Source organism: Leptospira vanthielii serovar Holland str. Waz Holland = ATCC 700522 (genome assembly GCF_000332455.1).
In the GTDB taxonomy this organism is placed as follows: Bacteria; Spirochaetota; Leptospiria; order Leptospirales; family Leptospiraceae; genus Leptospira_A; species Leptospira_A vanthielii.
Window position 1 is genome coordinate 76,758 of the sequence record NZ_AOGY02000042.1, and the last position, 22,968, is coordinate 99,725.

Consider the following 22,968-nt stretch of genomic DNA (forward strand, 5'->3'; position numbering starts at 1 on the left):
TAGTATTTGCATTTCAAACAATCAAAATCGCCAACGGATTCCTTTCGAAACTTTATATCAAAATCTAAAGTGATATTTGTTACCTATATTTTCCGTTCATAATACAACCCACTTCGCTTCTTCTAATGTATAAACCAAACGGTAAGCTCCGTCAGAGCCAGGAGGAATTTCAGATATCCCTTCAAAATCAAAGTCGGTGGTATCGTCTGCATTCTCTTTCACAGCACTTGTGACTAAAATTTCCCAGGCTTTGGCCGTATCTTCACCTAACTTTGACGCTGCGTTTACTTCGGAGCCGAATACATCGGTGTCTCCAATCTTTAAAATTTTTCCATACCCAAGTCCGACGCAGAGTAAAATTTGTTCTTCAGCACTTCTTCCTTCGTTATAACGTTTGCATGCCTTCTGCATATGGATGGCGCACTGAATGGCTTTATTCGTATTTCGAAAAAGAACCATAAGACTGTCCCCTTCGTCTTTCATTAGGATTCCATCAAACTCATCTAGAACAGGAATAAGAATTCTTTGTGACTCATAAATAGTTTGCAAAAAATGAATGATTCCAAATTTCGCAACACCGCGAGAGAATCCAGAAAGATCAGTAAACATGACACACCATGTTTCTCCAAAAAGGTCCCAAATTCGTTTATCGATAAATTCTTGGTTGGATCCTGGAATTAATCTTTCTTCAAGAAGTTTTTCTAATCGTTCTTCGGAGGCGGAGGTAGCAATGGTTCTTTTTTGGCCCATGGATGTGAGTATAACAACTAAAAGAAGAATGTCAAGGTATGCTAAAACAAAAGAGTAAGAACCATTCCTTGGGCGTGGAAAGAAATTAACAGATTCCTAAAATCTACCTACGATTTCAAATACACTGGCTTCGCAAATGATCTCTAAAGGACACATACAAAGAATCATAAACTTTACGATCATTCATCACCTTCCCCATAGCAAAAGTTGCTTCTTGAAAAGTAACAATAAATTCGGCAAGTTTCCGAGTGTCTGTATTCGCTTTAAGGATTTTTTGTTTCTTCGCTAAATCCAAATTTTTTTTTGTATTCTGTATCCAGGTAGACAACAAATCTTTTGCCTTCTTCTGAAATTCCGAATCGATGGCAGACATTTCTTGGCCTAAGTTATTCAATGGACAACCCCTAGAAACAAACTCATCAGGCCATTCATCAAACGTTTTTTTAAACGTATGTATCATTCCCTCGATGGGGTTCTCATAACCTTCCAACGGTAGGATCCAACGCTCCATAATTCCTTTTGATAAAAACTCATCGATGATGGCATAACCCACGTGGTTTTTAGTCGGGAAATGATAGAAGAAAGCCCCAATGGTCAAATTGGCTTTTTCTGCAATTTCACGAACCCCCACTCCTTGAAACCCATTTTGGTAAATCAGTGAAAAAGCAGATTCGATGATGAGTTTACGAGTTTCCTCTTGTTTTCCCATTCCCTTAGCCTTGTTCCCTCATAAAACCTTCCCTGCTTTCCCATCGAACACCAATTTGAAATCCCATTCCAAATGATGCCCAAACCTATGACTCATATTTATAATAATTATAATTTCTATTGACAACATATCAGTTGATATGTTTTTCTGGCGAGATCGATTTTTTGACAAGAGGTGATTTTATGAACGAACTCAATAGCTCCCCAACATTTCTTTGGGTGGGAAGAATCCTAAGTGGACTTGTGATTGCTTTTTTACTTTTTGATGCCGTGGGAAAACTGGCAAAAATAGAACCTGTTTTAAAGAGTATGCAGGAATTAGGAATCCCCGGATCCCAAGCAGTGACGATTGGCATTATACTTCTTGTCATCACGATTTTATATGCCATTCCGCAAACGTCTGCGTTAGGTGCCCTACTACTTACGGCCTATTTGGGCGGAGCTGTAGCCGTTCATTTACGTGTGGGAAATCCGCTTTTCTCTCACACTCTTTTTCCTATATACATTGGCCTCTTACTTTGGATTGGTCTAACACTCAGAAATCCAAAAGTAAAGGAGCTCTTTTGGTTTTTTTAAATATAAAAAACGAATTATTGTATTGGGACAAACTGGATTTTGCGACCACTAGCAAAGAAAACTATAAGACCCTTGGTTTCCCTCGGGTCTTTTGCATTTTTTCCGATTACTTTTTAACTGGGATCACAGCAATTTTTTCTAAACCTTCTTTGCCATCCTTTTCCTTGTTTAACTTCTTATAGAAAGTTAATTCCTTGGGAATTTCACCTTTTTTTATTAAGTAATAATATCTTCTCGTTTCAATCTGTCCTGGAGAAAGATTTGCTTCGTATAGGGATGTTAGTAAAACTATTGATTGTAAGTCTTGCAATAAATCTTCACCAAAATGACAACAATACGAAAGTCCAACTATACTTGCTGATTCAGGACTATTCCCCTTTGCTTCATTATACATATATTGAAAATCGATAGGGTAAGGGTCTTTTGATATATTTTGAAATGCAATATCCACTTCTGCAAATTCATAATTACTATCTGTAATGTGCTTTTTTCCAACGTAATTTGTTGTATCTCCCCCTAAAAAGTAAATGTTCAATTTAGGTCCACTTACATCTGGTTTGACATCCTTTATTTTCGCAGTAGTACAATTGGTAGCGACAAGAAGAGTCAAAACCCCAAGAGAAATTCTATCTAACATATGTTTCATTCATTTTTCCTTTATAGAAGTTATTAAATGAACAACAACATAACCCCTGTCAAGTGGAAAAAAAAAGACCCTTGGTTTCCCTCGGGTCTTTTTTAAAAGAAAGTTCAGCGGGATTTCTCCCACCAAACCTAACTTTACAAAATTCTTAGTTTTGTTTTAACATGTTTTTATTTGTGTAAGGAACTTCTTCCAAACCTTTAGTGAGGTCAGAAAGAGGGATCTTTTCTTTTGAAAGATCTTTTAAGCTACCATACTCATAACCACGTGGGTAATGTGTTTTGTCTGTAGGGCTGTAGAAGGGATTGTATTCCTTTACGAGTCCTTTGGAATATCTCCAAACACTTACTTCCGGATCTTGGTTGACAACAAAACAACGTGGGCTCATATAACCTTCGTTTTTTGCCGTCTGCACTTTAATAAAGTATTTTGGGGCCCATACGTTGTGGTTACGAGCTTCAAATACTTTAACGACTGTTCCTGCCGGAACAAATTCCACCACTTTAGAGTTAGAATCTGCTTCGGAATACAATGGAACAGTAAAATCCAAACTTGCTTTGTTTGTTTTGGCATCACAATTTTTATGCCAAGCCACTTCTGCGTTTTTGGAACAAGCTACAAAACTTGCTCCGACAACCATTAGTAATACGATATTTTGTTTCAAAACAATTCTCCTATTGGTGGTGGTGGAGGCACTCATCTAAACGAGGATCTCCTACCGGAACTAAGCTGTGTTTTTCCAACTTTTTGAAGACGAAGAAACCGAAAATTCCCACCACGCCTACAGTTCCACCAAAGGCAAGAACGAAGTGAAGGATGGAAAACTTCTCGAAGTTTGCAGGGAATACCAACCAGAAAAGTTCAAAGAACTGAACCGATAAAATCCACACAGCTAACTTCCAAAGGAAATCAATGTCTCTTTTGTTAGGACGATTGAGAAGGAGGAGGAAAGGAATCACAAACTTCACAAAAGGAAGTGCAAGAGTTGTGTAACCCCATCCGCCCGTCATACGCATCTCATAGAAGAAAGTTTCTTCTGGGATGTTGGCATACCAAATGAGCATAAACTGTGAGAAACCCACATAAGCCCAGAAAGTTGTCATACCCAAAAGGAATTTTGAAATGTCATGGTAATGGTTTTCGTTGACTGCTTCGCCGAGGTATCCGTTTTTCTTCAGAATTGCGATTACAATTAGGTAAGAAGCAAGGGATGTTTGGAAAGCACCTGCAAACGCATACACACCAAACATAGTAGAAAACCAGTGTGGGGAAAGCGACATGAGAAGGTCAAACGACATGAAACACCAGGATAGTGCAAAGAAAAGAATGAATCCACCAGAGATTTTTGCCAAAGTTTTTGTTGTATCTACAACCTTGTCTTTGTCTTGGCCTACAGACTTTCCGTGAAAGATGTAAGCAAAGATAGTCCAAATACCAATGAACGCTACACAACGAATGATGAATGCTGTTGGGTTTAAGTAACCCGACTTGTGGTGGATGAGGTGATCGTTTTCACGAACTGACGCATCCGCCCATTCATAGAGGTCATGCATTCCAAAAACTACACCCACAAGCAGAAGGCCTGCAATGGGAGTGAAAAGTCCATAGGTTTCAAAAAGTCGTCTAACAGTGACAGACCAATGTGATCCCGTAAGGTGTTGGATTGCGGTAAAGAAAATTCCTGTGATGGCAAGACCGATTACAAAATAAGTTCCAATGAGTAAAATATGGTAACCTAAGTTTGTGTGGTGGAAATGACCTGCTTCGTCCATGTGACGAGATGTTTCATGACCGAAACCAAGAAAAGCGATGAGAAAACTCACCACTCCAATTCCGATCATGGCAATGAGGGCATTACGAAGGGTTGCCGGCAGTTTGAACTGCAGTAATTTTTCGTCTAGTTTAGCTGCTTTTGTCGCGCTCATAGTTTCCCCTAGTTCGCCTTTTTATTTTGAACTTCATATTCTTGAAGTTTTCTTATGTAAGCAATGAGCTTCCATCTGTCTTCTGGTTCGATTTGGTAAGCATAACTTCCCATAAGTCCCCGCCCCATAGTGATGATATGATAGATTTGTCCATCAGACCAACCCTTGATTTTATCAGAGACTACGGAAGGTGGTGATTGTTGGAACCTAGGTGCAGGACCCACAACAGTTCCATTTCCAAGGCCTCTTACCCCATGGCAAGGTGTGCAGTATGTTTGGTAACGTTTTTCACCAATCATCAGATCACCTAAGTTTGCTTTGGCGATAGGGTTTTTTAATCCTTTGTCTGATCCAGGAAGAGTATCAGGTGTTGCTTCTGCTGCATACGGATACGGAAAGTATCCTACTGGAATCGCACCCTTTGGAGGGATACGAGACGCAGAACCGTTCGTTGCAAAAGAATCATCCTCTTGAGATTCACGCGCAGGTGAATCATACATACTAGGAAAATATTCATAAACGGGAGTTTTGTAATCGCAATTCACGAGAACAAGGAGTCCCGCAAGTGCTAAAACTCTAAAGATGTTTTGTTTCATTTTTGGTTCTCCGGTTTCACCACGGTTACTTCCGATCCACCAAGGTTTTTCACGAAAGAAACAACTTCTGATTCGTTATAACCTTTAGCAGACTTAGGAATCCAAAGAGCAAACCTGTGAGATGTCAAATCCGGGTGTAGGATTCGACGGGTTGCTTTGGGAATACCGCTTAAGAAACATAGTGCAGCTACAGTATAAATCCCTGCAGAAAATACAGTTAATTCAAAGATGATGGGCACATAAGCAAACCATGCATTGAGAGATTTTCCAGAGATATTGAGAGGCCAGTCATAGGCATGAGTGAGATACTGAAATAGGATCCCAATCGCACATCCAAAGATTCCGGCTACAAAGGTGATCCAAGGAAGTCCAGATCTTGGAGTTCCCATCGCTTCATCAATCCCGTGAACAGGATAAGGAAGGATACAATCAAACCCGATGTAGTCCTTTTCCTTGGTTTTTTCTGCCGCATGTATGATTGCTTCGGGAGTCTCGAAAATTCCGAAAACTCCTTCATCCATTTCTTTATATTTGTGAAACTGTTCTAATTTTGGAAGATACATACTAGTGGTGTGCTCCTTCTTTTTGTGGCATCACTGTTTTTACTTCTGCAATCGCAATCACTGGCATAATTCGGCACCAGAGAAGGAAGAGAGTAAAGAAGATACCGAAAGTTCCGATTAACATTGCGTAGTCGAAAAGTGTAGGTGTATACATTGCCCAACTGGACGGTAGGAAGTCTCGGTTGAGCGTCATCATGATCACAAATCGTTCGAACCACATACCAACGTTTACCACAAGAGATGCGATAAACATCACAGGGATGTTGTAACGAAGTTTGCGGAACCAGAACACTTGTGGTGACAATACGTTACAAGAAATCATGATAAAGTATGCCCAACCGTAAGGACCAAAAGCTCTGTTCCAGAACGCAAACACTTCGTATTCGTTTCCAGAATACCAAGCGATAAAAAATTCTGTTCCGTAAGCAAGACCTACGATAAGACCTGTTACCATCATAATCTTGTTCATGTTGTCCAAGTGTTTCATGGTGATGTAGTTCTTAAGATTGAATACTTCACGAGCAATCACCATAAGAGTTACCACCATAGCAAATCCGGAGAAAATCGCACCGGCAACAAAGTATGGAGGAAAAATGGTCGTGTGCCATCCCGGAAGGATGGAAACTGCGAAGTCGAAGGATACAATCGTGTGAACCGAAAGAACCAGTGGTGTGGAAAGAGCTGCCAAAATCATGGAAACAATTTCTAAATGAGACCAAGATCTTGCCGATCCCACCCAACCAAAAGCAAGAACGTTGTATAAGTTCTTTCTCCAAGTTTCAGTAGCACGGTCACGAAGTGTGGCAAGGTCAGGGATGAGCCCTAAATACCAGAACACCATGGAAATGGAAAGGTAAGTGGATACCGCAAAAGTATCCCAAATCAGTGGGGATCTAAAGTTCACCCAAAGTGGGCCTCTTTCGTTTGGATAAGGAAAGAGCCAAAACCCAAGCCAAGGACGACCTACGTGAAGGATGAGGTTCGATGCGGCAACAAGTACAGCAAAGATTGTCATCGCTTCTGCGGCACGGTTAATCCCTGTTCTCCAACCTTGACGGAAGAGGAATAGAACCGCAGAAATCAATGTTCCTGCGTGACCGATACCAATCCAGAATACGAAGTTAACTACGAAAAATCCCCAACCTACGGGGTTATTGATCCCGAGGAGGTAAAGACCTTCATAAAACAAATAACCGATAATGGCTACGTCGATCAGGGTGATCGTAAGAACCAAAAGAAAAGTATTCCACCAAAGTTTGGTAGGAAAATCTTCGTTTGGTTTTGCGATATCAACGGTTACATCTTTAAGCGACTTCCCGCCTGTTACCAGGTCGGGGATGTCTAATTTATCTCGAACTGCTTGTGCTAATGACATTCCCTTTGTGTTCTCCCTGTTAAACGTCGTTTCGAACGCGAGTCATGTAAGTGACAGCAGGTCCGATGTTTAGGTATTCCAGAAGTTTGTAAGACCTAGGGTCTTTCAAGAGCTTCGCTACTTTAGATTCAGGATCATTTACGTTACCAAACACAATGGAATTGGAAGAACATGTTTGTTCACATGCAGCCTTCACTTCTCCATCTCGCAATGTTCTTCCTTCGTTTTTCGCTGCGATTTTTTTCTCAGCAACTCGAGAAGCACAGAAGTTACATTTTTCCATAACCCCACGAGAACGAACGGTTACATCTGGATTGAGACCCAAGTTTCTTGGAGGGCGAGCCTTAAACGTAGGTGTTGCTTCTCCGAGTAAATTGTGTTCGTTCCAATGTTCTAACCAGTTAAAACGACGCACTTTGTAAGGGCAGTTGTTGGAGCAGTAACGAGTTCCCACACAACGGTTGTAAACCATATCGTTGGTTCCTTCCGAACTGTGAACAGTCGCAGCTACTGGACAAACTGTCTCACAAGGAGCATTGTCGCAATGTTGGCACATGAGTGGTTGGTGTGCGATTTCGAGTGATTCTGGTTTTTCAGGATCCCCAATATAATAACGGTCGATACGAAGCCAATGCATCTCACGACCCATTCTGACTTCGTCACGTCCGACCATCGGCACGTTGTTTTCAATATTACATGCAACAACACAAGCACCACAACCAGAACAAGAAGTAAGGTCCACTGCCATTCCCCATTTGTATCCTGGGTAGGCGAATTGGCTTCCTGGTTGGTCAGAAGGAGCATTCGCACCTTGTGCTCTTTGTAATTTTCCATCGATTAGGATTTTTGGAATCTCTGGTTCAGGAATTCCGGCCCCAGGATTTTTTGCATAATCTTGGAGTTTTGCGGAAATGATGAGAGGTCTTTCTTTCCACTCTACACCCATCATCACACCTGGACTCATCATATGGTGGTCTTGTGTGGTTGCGAGTTTGTATTTCTTTCCAGTCGGTGAAAGAGTGATAGAAAGACCAGAGTATACGAAAGATCCGTTTACTTCTGTTGCAAAAACTGATGCATTTTTACCCACTCCGTTTCCAATCTCACCCACGTTCGTTCTTCCGTAACCAAGAGCAATTCCCACGGCTTCCGGATGGAGGCCCGGTTGGATGAGAGCTGGTAGTTCAAATGATTTTCCGCCCACAGTAACTGTGATAACGTCATTCAATTTGATTCCCGACGAACGAGAGTATTGCGGGCTTATCGCAACATAATTGTCCCAAGTCACTTTCGATACAGGATCCGGAAGTTCTTGGAGTTGGGAGTTGTTTGCTCTTTCTCCAGAACCGATGGCGGTGCTTTCGTAAAGAGAAACAGTGAGTCCCGATTTCGAAGCCCCAAGTGGTGCGATATTTCCGCGGAAAGATCGTCCTGACTTGTCTGCTTTTGGATTTCCAGAAACAAGAACCCCTTTGCGGAGTAAATCTTCCCAGTTGGTTTTTTTCGAGTATTTTGATTTCAGGTAATCATAAAGAGAACTCGCACCAAGGAGTGATCCGCCAGCCCAAGTGATGAGCATATCTTCAAATGCTTTGGATTGGAAAAGTGGTCGGATGGTTGGTTGTTGGATGGAAACAATTCCTGCTACCGATTCGTTATCACCCCATGACTCAAGGAAGTGGGACACGGGAGCCAGCCAATTCGAAGCAAGGGCCGTTTCATCCACTCGGTCAGAAACTTGAACTACTTGTGCTGCTTCGTGAAGAAGTTTTTTCCAATCATCTCCGTTAGGCGCCTCATAAACAGGATTCACACCAAAAAGAATGACCACACCGGCCTTTCTTTCTTTTAAGTCTTTTGCGAGAGTTTTTAAATTGGCAGCATAGTTAGAAAGTCCATCTTTCAAAGGGTTTCCAACATCGATTGTTTTTCCATCGTTACCGAGCATGCTGTTTAACATGTTCACTGCAATTTGTAAATCAACAGCGTCCTCTGTGAGGGAATTCGATCCACCGGCAACCACAAGGGATTCTCCCTTAGCAGAAGCAAGAGCTTTAGCTGTGCGTAGAACCACTTCTTTAGAAATTCCAAGCTCCGATGCCGATGTTTCTACATTGATTCCAGAAACTCCTGTAGCTCCACCCACTCCCAAATCAGAAAGGGCTTTTGCAATGACTAGAGCAAACTTTCTTTGGTCCCCTGGTTTAATAGGAACCCTTTGGTCTGCGTTGGATCCAGTCATAGACGGATGAGTTTCTGCCGCAATGAAGGCATTGAAGGATTTTACACCTTTGTCTTGCAGGTCTCTTCTTTTAGAGAAGTCATTGTGGTAGTTAGTGTTGTTTAAAAAGTCACTGTCGATGGAAAGGATTACTTTTGCTTTGTCGAAATGGTAGTTAGGAAGCACTGCCTTTCCGTAAGATTTCTCTTGAGCAAGAGTGATCGCATCATCAGAAGAATGAAACGCCACTTCGATGTGTTTTCCACCACCTACTGATTTTAAGAATTCAGAAATGAATTCTTGTGTCGCAGGAGAAGTAAGAGGTTTAGTAACAACAATGGTTTTTCCTTTGTTGGCATTTAGTTTCTCTTTTACATCTTTATCTAAAACAAACCAGTCGCTAGATTTTGCGGCTCCGTTTACCACTTGTTGTGGTTCTTTGGCACGATCTGCATCGTACAAATCAAAAATAGAGGCTTGGCCGGAAGCACAAAGCGCACCTTCCGAAATCGGATGGCTTGGATTTCCTTCGAGTTTCAAAGGTCGTCCGTCTTTTGCTTTTACTAAGACACCACAACCAACAGAACATCCACCGCATACGGATGCATAGTGGTAAGAATGTCCATGTTTTACGAAGTCATACTGTTCTACTTCGTTATTGTCTGGGTTCTTTATCGTGAGGTTCACATAAGGAACAATTTTTTCAGCAGGTTTTTGGATACAACCCACAGTAGTCATAACTACAGAGGCACCCATAAACTTAAGGAAAGTTTTGCGATCGAAGTCACCCTTTTTGATTTTTGCAATCAGGGGATCCGGGGATTTATAGAATTCTTGCTTTTGCAATTCACGTTCGCGAGAAGTACCGCGAAGTTCATAAGACTGCCAAAGCGATTTTTTTTCTTTTTGGAAACTATCGTCTTTCATCATAAATTATTACTTGTCTCCCGATTATCTGTGGCACGTAGAACAATCGTTAGGAGCATTGTTCTCTCTATGGCAATCGACACAAAATCCCATATTTAGGGACTTGGACTGTCTAACCTTCACCATCTCTGCCATGTTGCCGTGGCATGTGGAACAATCAACACCGCGTTGTACGTGTCTTGAATGGTTGAAGTATACGAAGTCTGGTTGGTCATGGACCTTCACCCAGGGAACTGGAGTGTTGCTGTCGTATTGTTCTTTAAGCCACTTAACATGTTCTTGGTTACCCGCTACGTTACCTGCTCCATGACAGTTCATACAAGTGGAACTTGGAGGAATTGTGGCATGGGCCGAATTTTCAACACCGGTATGGCAATACTTACAGTCGATTTTGTTATCGCCCGCATGTATCTTGTGGTTGAAGGGGATGGGCTGGTCGGGTGAATAGCCCACATAACGGCTAGGTGAAAAAATCAAATATGCAAGCGCTGCAATCGCAACGATAGGCACAGAGATCTTGAGTATTTTTATATTCATTCGCAGATTTCCTGAATCCGTTTACACTGTCTTCTGACAAGGAAAGGTAAAATAAGAAAAAAAGCAAGTATGTAAGGGTTTTGGTTGCGAAAAAACATGAAAAGAGACATAATTCCAAATTTTTTTGAAACTTTCTTTATTGAAACCGAGTCTCAATAAGTCGCCTCAATCTCACCAAACGGGCGTTATTTTTGTGTTAAAAAATTAGAATGAGTTAGAATCGGCCTAAGATTTGCATAAGGTTCACCTGAATCGATTCCTCTAGCTCCTAGTGATTGTAAACCGCTTGGTAATCGAACGCAAAGTATCTGCTGCATGAGATAGACTTTTCGAAGAAGAAGCAACTAGGTCAGAACCTGTGGCAATGTGCATGGTTTCATTATTGATACCAACGACAGACTGGGAAATTTGTTCGATGGCACGCTTTTGTTCGTCGATGGCCCCGCGAATGGACTCCGATTCACGACCCACTTCAGCGGAGCGTTCATCCACTTCCCGGTTATAACTCAGTTGGGATTTGGTGGCTTCCGAAAGACGTTTCATCACACTTTCCACTTCGGCAATGTCTCGGATGATCAGGTTCAAAAGCTCCAAAGAGGAACGAATTCCCTTGGCACCTTCCTCCAATTCCTTACTGTTCTTTCCAATCATATCTTCGATGGCTTGGATGGAATGGGCGGTTTTATCAGAGAGTTTGGAGATCTCTTCGGCAACAATGGCAAACCCACGACCTGCCTCCCCTGCTCTTGCCGCTTCAATCGCAGCATTGAGTGCCAGTAAACTAGTTTGGTCCGAGATTTCATCGATGATTCCAATGACCTCTTTCATTTCAGAGGAAGATTCCAAGATGACACCAATCACGTCCTTCATTTGGTTTAAGGACTCACCACCAAGTTTGGCTTGTTTAGTAATGTTTTCTGTATTGGCAAGGGCTGCCTTGGTATCCTTTTCAATTTGGATGGCTCCTTTGGAGAGTTCCAAAATCTTTTGATTAAACTCAAGGATGTTGTCGTGTTGTTTGACAGTGGAGACCGCAGTGGTTTCCATACTGGCCGCCACTTCTTCTGTGGTGGCCGAGATCTCTTCCGCCGATGCAGCCGTTCCTTGCGCCATATCAGAAAAATTAGCAGAAGAATCACGCAAACTTTCGGAAGAGGACGCAATCTCTTCTGCCACTGCCTGGATCTCTCCCAGAGAGTTACGAATACTTTTGACAAAACCATCCAGTGCTAAATTCATTTGTCCAATTTCATCATGATTGGTGAGAGTAAAGGATTCAGTTAAATCGCCAGCAGCCATTTTATCTAAAATGGCAACGGAAGTTTCTAAAGGTAACAAACGTTTTTTAAGGAACCGAAAGATTCCAAAAACGACAAGGGCAGTAATTAAAAATACAACCACAAGAGCTGTGATCGCCACCTGTATGAATCCAGAATTCATATCGGACTTAGGAAGCACCACTCCAATGATGGTATTCCATTCTTCTAGGCGTTTGATAAGAAAGGCAAAGTCTTTTCCATTTTCTGTATATTCAAAGTAAGCTCCGTCTTTGGCTTCTAGGATGGGACGACCTTCTGGAATTTTACTTAAATCTAATTTTAGAATTTTGGATTTATCGGGGCCTGCAAAGACAACTCCCTTGGTGGTGATGGCTGTTACATAACCATTGGCTCCCACATGGATTCCTTCTCCCATTCGTTTGGAAACTTGTTCCAAATTCAACGCAATCCATAAAATTCCAACAAGACGACCATTATCTTCAATGGGAAAAGAAACCAAACTCACCGGCAAACCAGTGATTGGCGACTCTTGCACCGATCCTATTAAAAATTTCTTCTTTAGAGCGACAATAACGTGGTCCCCTGTTTTAGATTCTTCCAGCTGGTATCCAATGGAACGAGGGATTCCTGCAGCAAAAATTTTTGCGTTTTGAATGGGCTCTGATAAAAAGATATTTTCGTATTCCCCATTCGCTTCTTGCATCATACCTACGAGAAGATCGGTGGCAAATTTTGCCTTTCCGGATTGAAAGGATTCTACTATCTCTCTTTGTTTGGAAAGAAGACCTGCGATTCGCAATTGCGATTTATAATAATTGGAAAGTTCGGCACCGGCACTTTTACCTGCGTTTTCCATTTCTCCTCGGTAGACTTTAACAAGGAGACCCCAGTTCAAATACAAAATGAGAGTCGATACAACCACAGATAAAATGAGGATGGAGAGAAATGTATATAGACCTAAAATGTATTTTAAACTTTTCATATAGCACCGTATGTGACGTGTCATTACACCGTGTTTTTAAAAAATGAAAAGGATTTCTTGGAAAAATATTTCCAAAAATGTATTTTGTTGGAAAGGAACAATGGTGATCCGCTGTAAATCATTAGTACAAGTCTCTAAAAAACAGAATCGGCAGATTTTGAGAGGGCAAAAAAAAAGGCCCTGATTTGACATCGAAGGGCCCTAAAAACCAGACTTACACAATTTAGCCTAGTTATACTTTCGAATTTTTAGAAGATTTCCCCTGAATTTTTTTTAGCCAAACCAAAGAAATTTTCTTTGTGACGAGGCCCCTTGTCTCTTTTTTCAAGAATCCGATAGTCGGTGTGGCCACTTTGAAGGATTCACGCTCCAAAACCGGCACAATGCTGTATCCAGGCCCTGCCAGTTCCTGCAATTGACCAAGTTTTTCGGAAGGAAGGATGAGAAGCCTCTCCGGCTTTTCAGACCAAAGTTTGTCTAATTTATCCCGATCATATACGTTTCTAAAGTTTCTTTCTGCATAAAAACCGTAAGACCTTTTGGAATTGGACAACCAGAAGGTATACACAACTGGTTCATTTGGTTCTAGTTCTTTGATTTTAGCACCAAACTCTTTAGCCGGTTGGTAACTAGTGAGTAGTGGATAAAATTGAATGCTAATCGCGCTAAAAAATAGTGTGGCTCCCACTAAAGTGACAAGCACTTCCAATGGAATGAGTTGAGCCGACAACATGATAAATAAAATCCCTATCGCACCAAATACATAATAAACAATTCCTACATCGGCAACAAAAACAGGAATGAGAAAGTACCCGACCAAATACACAAGGCCAGCGATAAGGAAAGAGGGACGAAGGCGTTCTACAGTGGAACGAAACAAACTTTCTTCAGCAATCTTTCCAAAATACAAGGCGGCCCCCGGCAATACCCAGTAAGTATACTGCGGGAGGGGAAACCTGGAAAAAGAAATTAAAAATAAAAATAGAAATACCCAAAATGGTATCACAAAGTCGATTTCTTTGTATTCGTTAGCGCGGATTTTGCGAAGGATTTCTTTCCAACCCAGAGACTTGATATAGTTGTAAGTGCGAAATGCGATATAGATAATCATCGGCACCACCCCACTAAAAAAAGCCCAAGAAAAGGATTTATAAAAGTAGAACGGATCAAACTTCACATCATACATTTCTTTGTAAAAACGACCGAAAGATTGGATCCACAAAAAGAAAGAGGGGCCATAAGAGTTAAAACTTTTATAAAGTAAAACACACCAAAAGGCAGGAAGGGAAGCGAGGACAAAAATCCCTGTGGGAACTCTCATCGATAATAACAACTTCCAATCCCTGCGAAAAAGAATGTCTCCACCAATGGACAAAGCAGGAATCACAACAGAGATAGGACCTTTGGTGATAAATCCCATAGACATCATCAGATACATTAAGTAAAAGAAGTTTGGATTTTTCTTTCTTCCTAAATAGTAAAAATGATAAGTAAAAACCAAATAAGCGGTGAGATACACATCAATTTTTGGATCCACAATCATGGCATAAAAACCAGGAGCTAGAAGATAAGCAAAAGATGCCAAATAACCTTGTCTTTCTTTTCCACCGGTTAAAATGGTGATGCGGTATATAGAGAAAACAGAAAGTAAACTAAGTAAAATCGCAGGAATCCGAAAGGCAATATTGTTAATTCCAAATAGAGAAAAGGATGTGGCAATTGTCCAAAAGGTAAGGATGGGTTTATCTAAATAACGTCTCCCATTGTCGAACAAAGTAAAAAAATCACCAGATAACACGAGTTCACGGCTTATCCCTGCATATTGCGAACTGTCAATATCAATCACATCTAAAGGAAGAGTGAATAAAACTGGAAGGGATGCGATGAGTAAGAGAATTCGATAAAAAATTCTTTCAGAGGGATTGAGTGTTTCTTTCATTCTAAAGTACCAATTTGTAGGAGGCATTGTCCAAATCCTTTGCAGGAATTGGGTTCTTGGTCATAACATTGGAGGATATCACTATTGTGTGTGGTACATCCATCCATACATTGGATTCGACCTGTACGTTTGACATCCGGTGCTAGAGTGAGTTTCAGTTCTTCCTCAGTACAAGTGACAAATACTTCGCAAGCCGCTTGGCATTTTTTTTCTACGATATCTTGGCAATTCACAAAAAAGATAGCTAGCGCAAGAGTTAAGATCCATTTACCGTGTTTCACTTCGAATTCCTTTGAGTGCTAACATTCCGCAAGCGCCGTTAATGTCCCGGCCAGGACTCCTTCGGTTGAGAATGGGAGCTGTTGTTTTTGCTTTGAGATGCATAACAAAATCTTTGACTTCATCGTCTGTGGGTCTACGCCATCCGGTAAAATCCGTATTAAGCGGGATCACATTGATTTTACATTTATTGACTGAACGTGCAATTTTTGCAAGACGCTCCGCATTGTCGCGACCCATATTCACATCAGGAATCATTACGTATTCAAAAGTAATGGCGCGGTCGAGTTCCTTTGTGAATCTTTTTGCTGATTCCACTAGTTTGTCTAACGGATGTTTGTCGTTTACATCCATAATCGAAGAACGAGAATTGGGATTCGGGTGGTTCAGAGAGATGGCAAAGTTAAACGGTTCTTTGTTTTCAATAAAACGATTGATCCCCGTAGTCACACCGGCAGTAGAGATGGTGATTCGAAGTGCCCCAAGACCAAAACCTTCCTGGTCACGAAGGATATGAGCTGCCTTCATCACCGAAAAATAATTGTGCATGGGTTCACCCATTCCCATAAAAACAATATTTGTGGCACGGTCTCCGACGAGACGTTCCACTTGTAAAATTTGGTCGAGGATTTGCCAAGTATGCAGGTTTCCCTTGTATTCCAAAAGTCCCGTGGCACAGAATTTACAATTGAGAGTACATCCGATTTGAGATGAAATACAAATGGTTTTACGACCACCATCCCCAGAAGGAATCCATACGGCTTCGATCTCTTTGTTTTCGCCCACATAAAAAGTGAATTTGCGAGTTCCGTCTTCTTTGGATGCTAAGTCCCTTCCGAGTTCGATTTCTGGGAAAGATGTATGTTGTTTTAATTTTTCGCGGGCTTCTTTAGACAGGGTGGTGAACTGGTCTAAGTTCGTATAACGGCTCTTATAGATCCCCGTATAAATTTGTGCTGCTCGGTATTTTTCCAGACCTAAGGAAACACATAGCTCTTCTAGTTCTTTTTTGGTTTTCCCTTTGAGAACCGGTATTTCCTCTTTCATTGGTTTGGATTTTCCACCTTTAGCCAATCTTTTCTGTGCCCCCCGTAGGGACAAGGATTTCCGGCAATTCTCTATTCATACTCCAGAATCGCCTTTGGAACAAGTCTAAAAAAGAATTCCAGGACCATTCTTAGTGAAATTACTGAATCCAAATGGACATTGACTTACACGCATTGATTCAAAAGCCTAGTATCAAGTGAGGAAAATTTACGAATGAATAGCGACGCCTTTATGGAATACGCCTTTATCGTCATGGTCGCGCTGATAGGAATCGAGATTTTTGTTTCCTACTTCAAAGGAAAACAATATTACCGATTGAACGTTCTCATTGCCGATGTGAGTACGGGTGTGATCTTTGCTTTGATTGGAGTGGTGATCCTACTCGGAGCACTCTATGTCTATGACAAAGTAGAGAAGAATTTTTCACTCTCTGCATTAGGTTACCATTTTTTTCCATTGGAAAGCCCGTTTCGTTTTTCGCCTAGTTTTTCAATAAACTGGCAGGCTCTCGGAGCTTGGACTTTTGCGGTCGTTTTTGCTGATTTTGTCTATTACTGGTTTCACAGACATTGTCACGAAATCAATTTGTTTTGGGCCACTCATGTCACCCACCACTCCACACAAGAAATGAATTTATCCGTTGCCTTTCGAGGGAATGGACTACAAAGAATATTCGAATATACTTACTTTCTATCTATGGCCCTACTCGGAATTCCGTGGCCCATGTTTTTACTCAGTCACAGAATTCTAAAAGTTTACCAATTTGTGGTCCACACTCGTTTTGTTGGGAAGTTAGGATTTTTAGAAGAGTTTATGGTGACTCCCTCCAACCACCGAGTCCACCATGGAATCCAACCCAAGTACATTGACCGCAACCACGGGGGAATTTTTATCATTTGGGATCGTATGTTTGGGTCCTTTGAATGGGAAGCAGAAGAACCTATCTATGGTTTGACAAAACCCGTGAACTCCTTCAATCCGATCACGGTAAACTTACATGTATTCAAAGATATGTTCTTTCAAATTTTGAAATGTAAATCGTTTGGTGATGTGTTTAAAACGATTTTTGGACCTCCTGGTTGGAAACCAACTTACTTAATGACTAGTGCTGATGCTGCTCCCGAACCAGACAAAGTGGTTAAGTATGATCCAAAACCTCCTATGGGTGTTATGATTTATGTAGCTCTCCAAGCGGCCGTACTTATGGCTGTGGGTCTTGTGATTTGGAAGGTAGCAAAAATCAATTTAGAAAAAGATATGGTGACTCTTGGAATTTTATCCATTGTGATTATCTTTAGTTTGTTCTCCATCGATAGAACAATGGAAATGAAACGATGGTCAAGACGAACAGAAGTTGTAAGGAATGTTCTTTTTATTTTGGCTTTTGTGGGTGCCCTTGTGTATTCCAATATTCCAAAAATTGAAATCTTTGCCATTCCACTCATTGGCCTCTCGTTTGTATCCTTAGCTTGGATCATTCTCAAACGAAAGACCTTCTTTGATTTGAGTAATATTTCTAATACTTGGTATTAGATTTAATCTCTTTAAGAACGGACTCCGAAGGGAACAAATGGTTCGACTTCAGGAGTTCGTCTCCTAAATTTAGGAAAGCTTTGGTCTTATCCCCATGTTTTTTGCATAAGTTGATATCCTTGTAACAGAGTCCAATGTCCACAAACGGTGGTTTGATGGTCTTTGTTTCCCCTTGTCCCCCAGAAACCGACTGGTAATACAAAAAATCATCTTCGATCCATCCAAAGATATTCCCGTAGGCAAAATAAGCCGAATGACCCTTTACTTTTCGTAAGTCCCGACCCATTACACTAAAGTATACTTCCCTTTCCATAAATCCGAGAATGGTCGGAATTAAATCGAGTTGAGAGGTGATGTCTTCGCGAAGTTCCGGTTTAATTTTTCCCGGTGCATAAATCAAGAGGGGAACACTACGGTCTTCGTAATAGTTGAGAAACCGGTGGTGGCTATGGTCAGAAACAAAAAAGAAAATGGTATCCTTGAAATAAGGGGCTTTTTTTGCTTTTTCCATATATTCATTCAATGCAAAGTCTGCATAGTGAAGGACGTTTAAGTATTCGCTGTCTTGCGTGGTCGATTCAAACAAACGATACTTCTCATCGGGCACTTTGTAAGGATAGTGAGTGGTTCCTGTATGGATCACAGAAACAATCGGTTTTTCTGGTTTCACTAGAAGGAGTTTTTTATGCATCGCATCGAGTGAGGCTTCGCCCAAATAACTCCAAGGTCCCGTTTTGTATTCAGGAACTTTTTCTAACTCACTTTTGCCAACGAGTGTATCAAAACCCCAATGGTACATGATACTTCCCTTATTGTTAAAACTGAGATCGGTTCCCGTTACAAAAAGAGTTTCATATCCAATGGTTTTAGCAATATTGCCAAGGCCTGAAAAACGATTCAGGATTTGCGGTGTGCGAACCGCAGAGAGTCCTGGCCTGTCGGGAATTCCACCCATAAGTGCCATAAGACCATTGGTCGTTCGTCCCCCACTCGCAAAAAAATTCTTAAAGAACATTCCTTGGCGGATGAGTTGGTTGAAATAAGGAGTAACAACTTTTCCATCTACCTTACCTGTTCCAATGATATCAATAAATTTTCCAGTCCAACCTTCTAACACTATCACTACGATATGTGGCAAAGGTTTACTAGTTGCGACTGTGGTTTTTCGAAGTAAAGGATACTCTTCGCTAACAAAGTTGGCACCAGGATAGGTCACTTCTTTTTGTACAATGACACTGGCATCACTTAACTTCATAAAGTGACGGTCATCGACTTTCGTCATCTTTAAGTCAGTGATCACAGTAAAACCGGGATTTAATACCAAATCATTGATGATGGTTTCTTTGGTGATGATGGCGTCACTTGTCCGAAGCGGACTTGTTTGGATGCCTCCACGGATCCCAAGAACTAAAAGGGCTAAAACCACAAGGAACTGTAAGCCCGCCCATTTGTAGTGTAAATTTACATGAGAATAAGGAAACTTAGATTGGATTTTATAAATTCCAAAACTAATTCCTCCGATGACTAAAAGCCCTAACAAAAACAAAATAGGATTTTGGGAAAAGGCAGAACCCACAAGGGGCAACATCTCAAAACCCAAATAAGCAAAGGCTTCGTATCCTAAATGTTTGTTTCCGTTCTCATAATAAATCAAATCGGCAATGAGAAGAAAAAGTAGCAGGATAATCAAAATGACAGGAAAGGTTCGCCATACTGCCCTGTAAATTCGGTTGCGGTTGAGAAAGTGTAACGAAGAATACAACAAACTCACGCCAAGTAACACGCACAAGACGGATATATCAAACCTAGCCCCTTTTAAAAAAGCTTTCAGAATGATCCAAGTTGATTTGTCATGGATTCGATAAGAATACATGATAAAAAAGCAGGCCCGGTAGATGGTAAGAAATACAATCCCAAGGCCAGCGAGAAGTAAGTGAAATCGAATGTAAAACGGCAATTTAGAAAATAGTTTTTTCATAAATAAAAATTAAGAAACTTCCATAAGACTAAAAAAGTGATCAAGTGGTTTTGGACCGGTGCAATTGATTATGGTTTTACCATTTTGTAAATGGTTCCCGATTGGTAGTCTGCTACAAAAATTTCCCCATCATTGTCCCGTCCAAAGGTCGGGATGAGAAGGTTCCATTTTCCAAGAGCCAAGGTTTCTGTAATCCTTGTATTTTCTCCCGGTTTTGGGACTGGGATGGCCCAAATTTTTCCTTGGATAAAATCCCCAAAGACATACATTCCTTTCAAACTAGGAATGGCAGTTCCTGCATAAACATACCCACCAGTGATGGATTGGCCTTCCTCTCTTCCGTATTCATAAAAAGGAGGTTGGTAAAGCGCCGTATTACAACCGTCAGTAAAACAATGGAATCCTTCCGTTTGGTTCCAGCCATAGTTTTTTCCAGAAAGGATAATATCTACTTCTTCATAAGCATCTTGGCCTACGTCCGCCACAAGCAAACGTCCGTCAGGTGAAAAGCTCATCCTCCAAGGATTCCGAATCCCATAAGCAAAAGTTTCTGGGGCGAAACCGGCTTTTCCCACAAAGGGATTATCCGTAGGAATGGAATATGGTTTTTTCGACTGGGTGTCAGGGGATACAGAGATTCTTAAAATCGATCCAAGTAAGGTATTTGGATTTTGTCCATTGTTTTTAGGATCGGCTCTCCAACCTCCATCCCCAAGTCCAATGTACAAATGTCCGTCCAAACCAAATGCCAACTGTCCCCCATTGTGGTTGGGATAAGGTTGTTCCACTTGCAATAACACACGTTCGTTTACGAGTTTCATGGTATCGTAACTGGTTGGGTTTTCTACAACCCATTCAGAAACAATGGTGATGTCTTTACTGGCAATGGACTTTACATAATTGGTATAAAGTTTCGGTTGTTTGGGAAATTGTGGATGGAAGCTTAGGCCAAGAAGACCCTCTTCGCTGTCGGTAATGACTGGAAATTTAGCAAGCACTCGACTTGTCTTTTTTTCTCTGTCAAAAAGGATGAGGTTTCCTGCTTTTTCCAAGGCAAAAAGAAAGGGTGTGTCCCCCGGTGGAAATTGGATGTCGGTGGGTTCTTTTACTTTCACCACTTCTTGTAAAGAGATGGCGATTTGTTTGCGGTTAGCATCGATTCCAACAAACAAAGGTTTGGATCCGAGGACTTGGCCATCGGTTTCATACTTCTTATTGAAGTTTTTTAAAACAGTTCTGCCTAAATCATCGCAAGAAACAGAGACTGACAAAAGGGAAAATAAGACAAAGATTTGGATTTTCATAATACTTAAGGTTCCAGTCATAAGATAAATGGCTTGGATTTGTGTCCGCAATCAAAAAACTTTGGTGAGACCTATGAAACTCTTTCGAATTATTTGTATCCCGACCTTCCTTTACTTTGCTTATTTGCAATTGAATGACCCAGACCCTTACCTCTGGTTCCCCATTTATGCTTTTGTGGCTGCCATTGCCCTAGCAGGATTTTACCGTAAGATACCCAAATTCGTTGGGTGGATTCTGATTCCCATTTATTTAGTTTTAGCGGGGTATTACTACACACAAGCTCCCTACTTTGGGATGGAAGTGGAAGAAGTCAGAGAATATTTAGGACTACTGATTGCGAGTGCGGCCGTAGCCGTTCTAGTATTTAAAAAATAAAACTAAAGAATGAATTTGCCGATTATTTTTCGGCAATCACCTTTCCGTCTTCCAAAATCATTTTGATGAGTTTTGTCATCTCTACTGAATATTCCACATCTAGGTGTTTGGTGACACCTTCACAAAATCCGTTGATGATAAGTAACTTCGCATCGTCTTCCGACATCCCGCGTGATTGCAGATAAAACAATTGGTCATCATCAATTTTCGAAACTGTCGCTTCGTAATTGAGAGTTCCTTCTTCCCCTGACACATCGTTGTAAGGATACGCATGGGACTGAGAACGATTGTCCATCATAAGCCCATCACATTTGATATGGCTGTAAGAACCTTTGCTAGATGGTTCAAACTTAACAAGTCCGCGGTAAGAATTGATTCCCCCGTCAAGGGCAACCCCTTTGGCAAGGATATTGGAACGAGTGTTCTTTCCGACATGAATGATCCGAGCCCCCGTATCTTGCACCTGTCCACTTCCTGCAAAAGCTAAGGAAAGCACATCCCCAGTAGAATGATCACCCTTTAAAATAATCCCTGGGTATTTGATGGTATTGGCACCAATATTACAATCGGTCCAAGTGATGTGGGCTGCTTCTTCGCATATCCCCCGTTTCACGGTCCAATTGTACATATTTTTTTTCCAATTTTGGATTGTGGTATAAAAGATCTTAGAATTTTTTTTAGCCACAAGTTCAACTACGGCTGTATGAAAATTGGTTCCTTTGTCTTGGACAGAAGTACAACCTTCGCTGTATTCTAAATGAGCCCCTTCGTCTGCAATGAGGAGGGTCCGTTCATATTGTCCGGAACTTGCTGCAGTGACTTTAAAGTAAGCCTGGAGAGGCATAGGAGTTTTGACTCCTCTAGGAATGTAAGCAAAACTACCACCGCTAAATACTGCTGAGTTCAGGGCGGAAAATTTATTGTCACCAATGGTAACCACAGTTCCCAAATACTCACGAACGAGTTCTGGATACTCTTTGATGGCAGTATCAATGTCACAAAAGATAATTCCAAGGTCGGTGAGTTCTTTTTTCACATTGGCATAGATGGTTTCGGAATCGTTCATAGTTTCGATTCCTGCTAGGTATTTCCTTTCGTGTTCAGGAATTCCTAACTTTTCAAAACTACGTAGGATCTCAGGATCCACTTCGTCCCAAGATTTTTTTTTCTTTTGGTTAGAACCTACGTAATGTACATAGTCATCGATATTAATATGAAATTGAGGAATGAAGCCCCAAGTAGGCATGGGTTTTTGTTCATAGACTTCAAAAGCCTTCAAACGAAATTCCGCCAACCAACTTGGTTCGTTTTTGATATGGGAGATGGATTCTACAACCTTACGAGTGAGTCCCTTTGGAAAATTATCAGGTTTGTAAAATTCAAAAGGTGCCTTGTCTAGGCTGGCTGTAGATTCCATATTGTCTCCCGT

General features: G+C 41.2%; 20 protein-coding genes. 3 read left to right on the forward strand and 17 right to left on the reverse strand.

All coding sequences use genetic code 11. The features are described 5' to 3' along the window. Nucleotides 1–96: 96 nt before the first annotated feature. Nucleotides 97–750 carry an adenylate/guanylate cyclase domain-containing protein gene (locus tag LEP1GSC199_RS09405; RefSeq protein WP_002981410.1) on the reverse strand — a complete coding sequence of 218 codons (654 nt, stop codon included), beginning with the start codon at nt 748–750 and terminating at the stop codon, nt 97–99. 115 nt (nt 751–865) lie between these two features. After that, nucleotides 866–1,459: a TetR/AcrR family transcriptional regulator gene (locus LEP1GSC199_RS09410; protein WP_002981401.1), complete on the reverse strand. Its 594-nt coding sequence runs from the start codon at nt 1,457–1,459 to the stop codon at nt 866–868. A 182-nt stretch (nt 1,460–1,641) separates the two neighbouring features. On the opposite strand from LEP1GSC199_RS09410, the gene LEP1GSC199_RS09415 reads away from it, so the two are divergent. Further along, nucleotides 1,642–2,034, forward strand: a complete 393-nt coding sequence (locus LEP1GSC199_RS09415; RefSeq protein ID WP_002981327.1) for a DoxX family protein — start codon at nt 1,642–1,644, stop codon at nt 2,032–2,034. A gap of 106 nt (nt 2,035–2,140) precedes the next feature. Here LEP1GSC199_RS09415 and LEP1GSC199_RS09420 read toward each other — a convergent pair whose 3' ends face one another. The 12 genes from LEP1GSC199_RS09420 to rlmN all read right to left on the reverse strand — a co-directional run bounded on the left by LEP1GSC199_RS09420 (nt 2,141) and on the right by rlmN (nt 16,348). Then, nucleotides 2,141–2,680 (reverse strand): hypothetical protein, encoded by a 540-nt coding sequence (locus LEP1GSC199_RS09420; protein ID WP_002981676.1) that lies wholly within the window; start codon nt 2,678–2,680, stop codon nt 2,141–2,143. 145 nt (nt 2,681–2,825) lie between these two features. Further along, nucleotides 2,826–3,341, reverse strand: a complete 516-nt coding sequence (locus LEP1GSC199_RS09425; protein ID WP_002981446.1) for an Lsa16 family lipoprotein adhesin — start codon at nt 3,339–3,341, stop codon at nt 2,826–2,828. A 10-nt stretch (nt 3,342–3,351) separates the two neighbouring features. Then, nucleotides 3,352–4,602 carry a hypothetical protein gene (locus tag LEP1GSC199_RS09430; protein ID WP_002981636.1) on the reverse strand — a complete coding sequence of 417 codons (1,251 nt, stop codon included), beginning with the start codon at nt 4,600–4,602 and terminating at the stop codon, nt 3,352–3,354. A gap of 8 nt (nt 4,603–4,610) precedes the next feature. Continuing rightward, on the reverse strand, nt 4,611–5,198 hold the full coding sequence (locus tag LEP1GSC199_RS09435) for a c-type cytochrome (RefSeq protein ID WP_002981189.1): 588 nt from the start codon (nt 5,196–5,198) through the stop codon (nt 4,611–4,613). Continuing rightward, nucleotides 5,195–5,761 (reverse strand): DUF3341 domain-containing protein, encoded by a 567-nt coding sequence (locus tag LEP1GSC199_RS09440; protein WP_002981374.1) that lies wholly within the window; start codon nt 5,759–5,761, stop codon nt 5,195–5,197. The genes LEP1GSC199_RS09435 and LEP1GSC199_RS09440 overlap by 4 nt, the downstream gene beginning before the upstream one ends. A 1-nt stretch (nt 5,762) precedes the next feature. Beyond that, entirely contained in the window at nt 5,763–7,136 is a 1,374-nt protein-coding gene (nrfD, locus tag LEP1GSC199_RS09445) for an NrfD/PsrC family molybdoenzyme membrane anchor subunit (protein ID WP_002981581.1), read from the reverse strand. A gap of 19 nt (nt 7,137–7,155) precedes the next feature. Beyond that, nucleotides 7,156–10,284, reverse strand: a complete 3,129-nt coding sequence (locus LEP1GSC199_RS09450) for a TAT-variant-translocated molybdopterin oxidoreductase (RefSeq protein WP_039926524.1) — start codon at nt 10,282–10,284, stop codon at nt 7,156–7,158. A 24-nt stretch (nt 10,285–10,308) separates the two neighbouring features. Next, on the reverse strand, nt 10,309–10,821 hold the full coding sequence (locus LEP1GSC199_RS20875; RefSeq protein WP_002974237.1) for a cytochrome c3 family protein: 513 nt from the start codon (nt 10,819–10,821) through the stop codon (nt 10,309–10,311). Nucleotides 10,822–11,082: 261 nt separating this feature from the next. Then, complete coding sequence (locus LEP1GSC199_RS09460) at nt 11,083–13,083, reverse strand: methyl-accepting chemotaxis protein (RefSeq protein WP_002981232.1); 2,001 nt, start codon at nt 13,081–13,083, stop codon at nt 11,083–11,085. 232 nt (nt 13,084–13,315) lie between these two features. After that, the gene (locus LEP1GSC199_RS09465) at nt 13,316–15,022 is read right to left on the reverse strand and encodes an ArnT family glycosyltransferase (RefSeq protein WP_002981520.1); all 1,707 of its coding nucleotides are present in this window, start codon (nt 15,020–15,022) and stop codon (nt 13,316–13,318) included. Further along, nucleotides 15,019–15,303, reverse strand: a complete 285-nt coding sequence (locus tag LEP1GSC199_RS09470; RefSeq protein WP_002981281.1) for a Cys-rich protein — start codon at nt 15,301–15,303, stop codon at nt 15,019–15,021. The genes LEP1GSC199_RS09465 and LEP1GSC199_RS09470 overlap by 4 nt, the downstream gene beginning before the upstream one ends. Next, nucleotides 15,290–16,348, reverse strand: coding sequence for a 23S rRNA (adenine(2503)-C(2))-methyltransferase RlmN (gene rlmN / locus LEP1GSC199_RS09475; protein ID WP_051999752.1), 1,059 nt, complete (start codon nt 16,346–16,348; stop codon nt 15,290–15,292). Before rlmN ends, LEP1GSC199_RS09470 begins: the two co-directional genes overlap by 14 nt. Before the next feature lie 213 nt (nt 16,349–16,561). On the opposite strand from rlmN, the gene LEP1GSC199_RS09480 reads away from it, so the two are divergent. Further along, nucleotides 16,562–17,881, forward strand: coding sequence for a sterol desaturase family protein (locus LEP1GSC199_RS09480; RefSeq protein WP_002981253.1), 1,320 nt, complete (start codon nt 16,562–16,564; stop codon nt 17,879–17,881). On the opposite strand, the gene LEP1GSC199_RS09485 is transcribed toward LEP1GSC199_RS09480, so the two are convergent. Then, nucleotides 17,865–19,859: an LTA synthase family protein gene (locus tag LEP1GSC199_RS09485; RefSeq protein WP_002981372.1), complete on the reverse strand. Its 1,995-nt coding sequence runs from the start codon at nt 19,857–19,859 to the stop codon at nt 17,865–17,867. The genes LEP1GSC199_RS09480 and LEP1GSC199_RS09485 overlap by 17 nt on opposite strands. Before the next feature lie 68 nt (nt 19,860–19,927). Next, nucleotides 19,928–21,163 carry a PQQ-dependent sugar dehydrogenase gene (locus tag LEP1GSC199_RS09490; RefSeq protein ID WP_002981204.1) on the reverse strand — a complete coding sequence of 412 codons (1,236 nt, stop codon included), beginning with the start codon at nt 21,161–21,163 and terminating at the stop codon, nt 19,928–19,930. A gap of 73 nt (nt 21,164–21,236) precedes the next feature. Between LEP1GSC199_RS09490 and LEP1GSC199_RS09495 the strand changes: the two genes are divergently transcribed. Then, nucleotides 21,237–21,539 (forward strand): transmembrane 220 family protein, encoded by a 303-nt coding sequence (locus LEP1GSC199_RS09495; protein WP_002981643.1) that lies wholly within the window; start codon nt 21,237–21,239, stop codon nt 21,537–21,539. Between the two features lie 22 nt (nt 21,540–21,561). Here LEP1GSC199_RS09495 and sufB read toward each other — a convergent pair whose 3' ends face one another. Then, nucleotides 21,562–22,956, reverse strand: coding sequence for a Fe-S cluster assembly protein SufB (sufB, locus tag LEP1GSC199_RS09500; RefSeq protein ID WP_002981658.1), 1,395 nt, complete (start codon nt 22,954–22,956; stop codon nt 21,562–21,564). Nucleotides 22,957–22,968 lie beyond the last annotated feature (12 nt).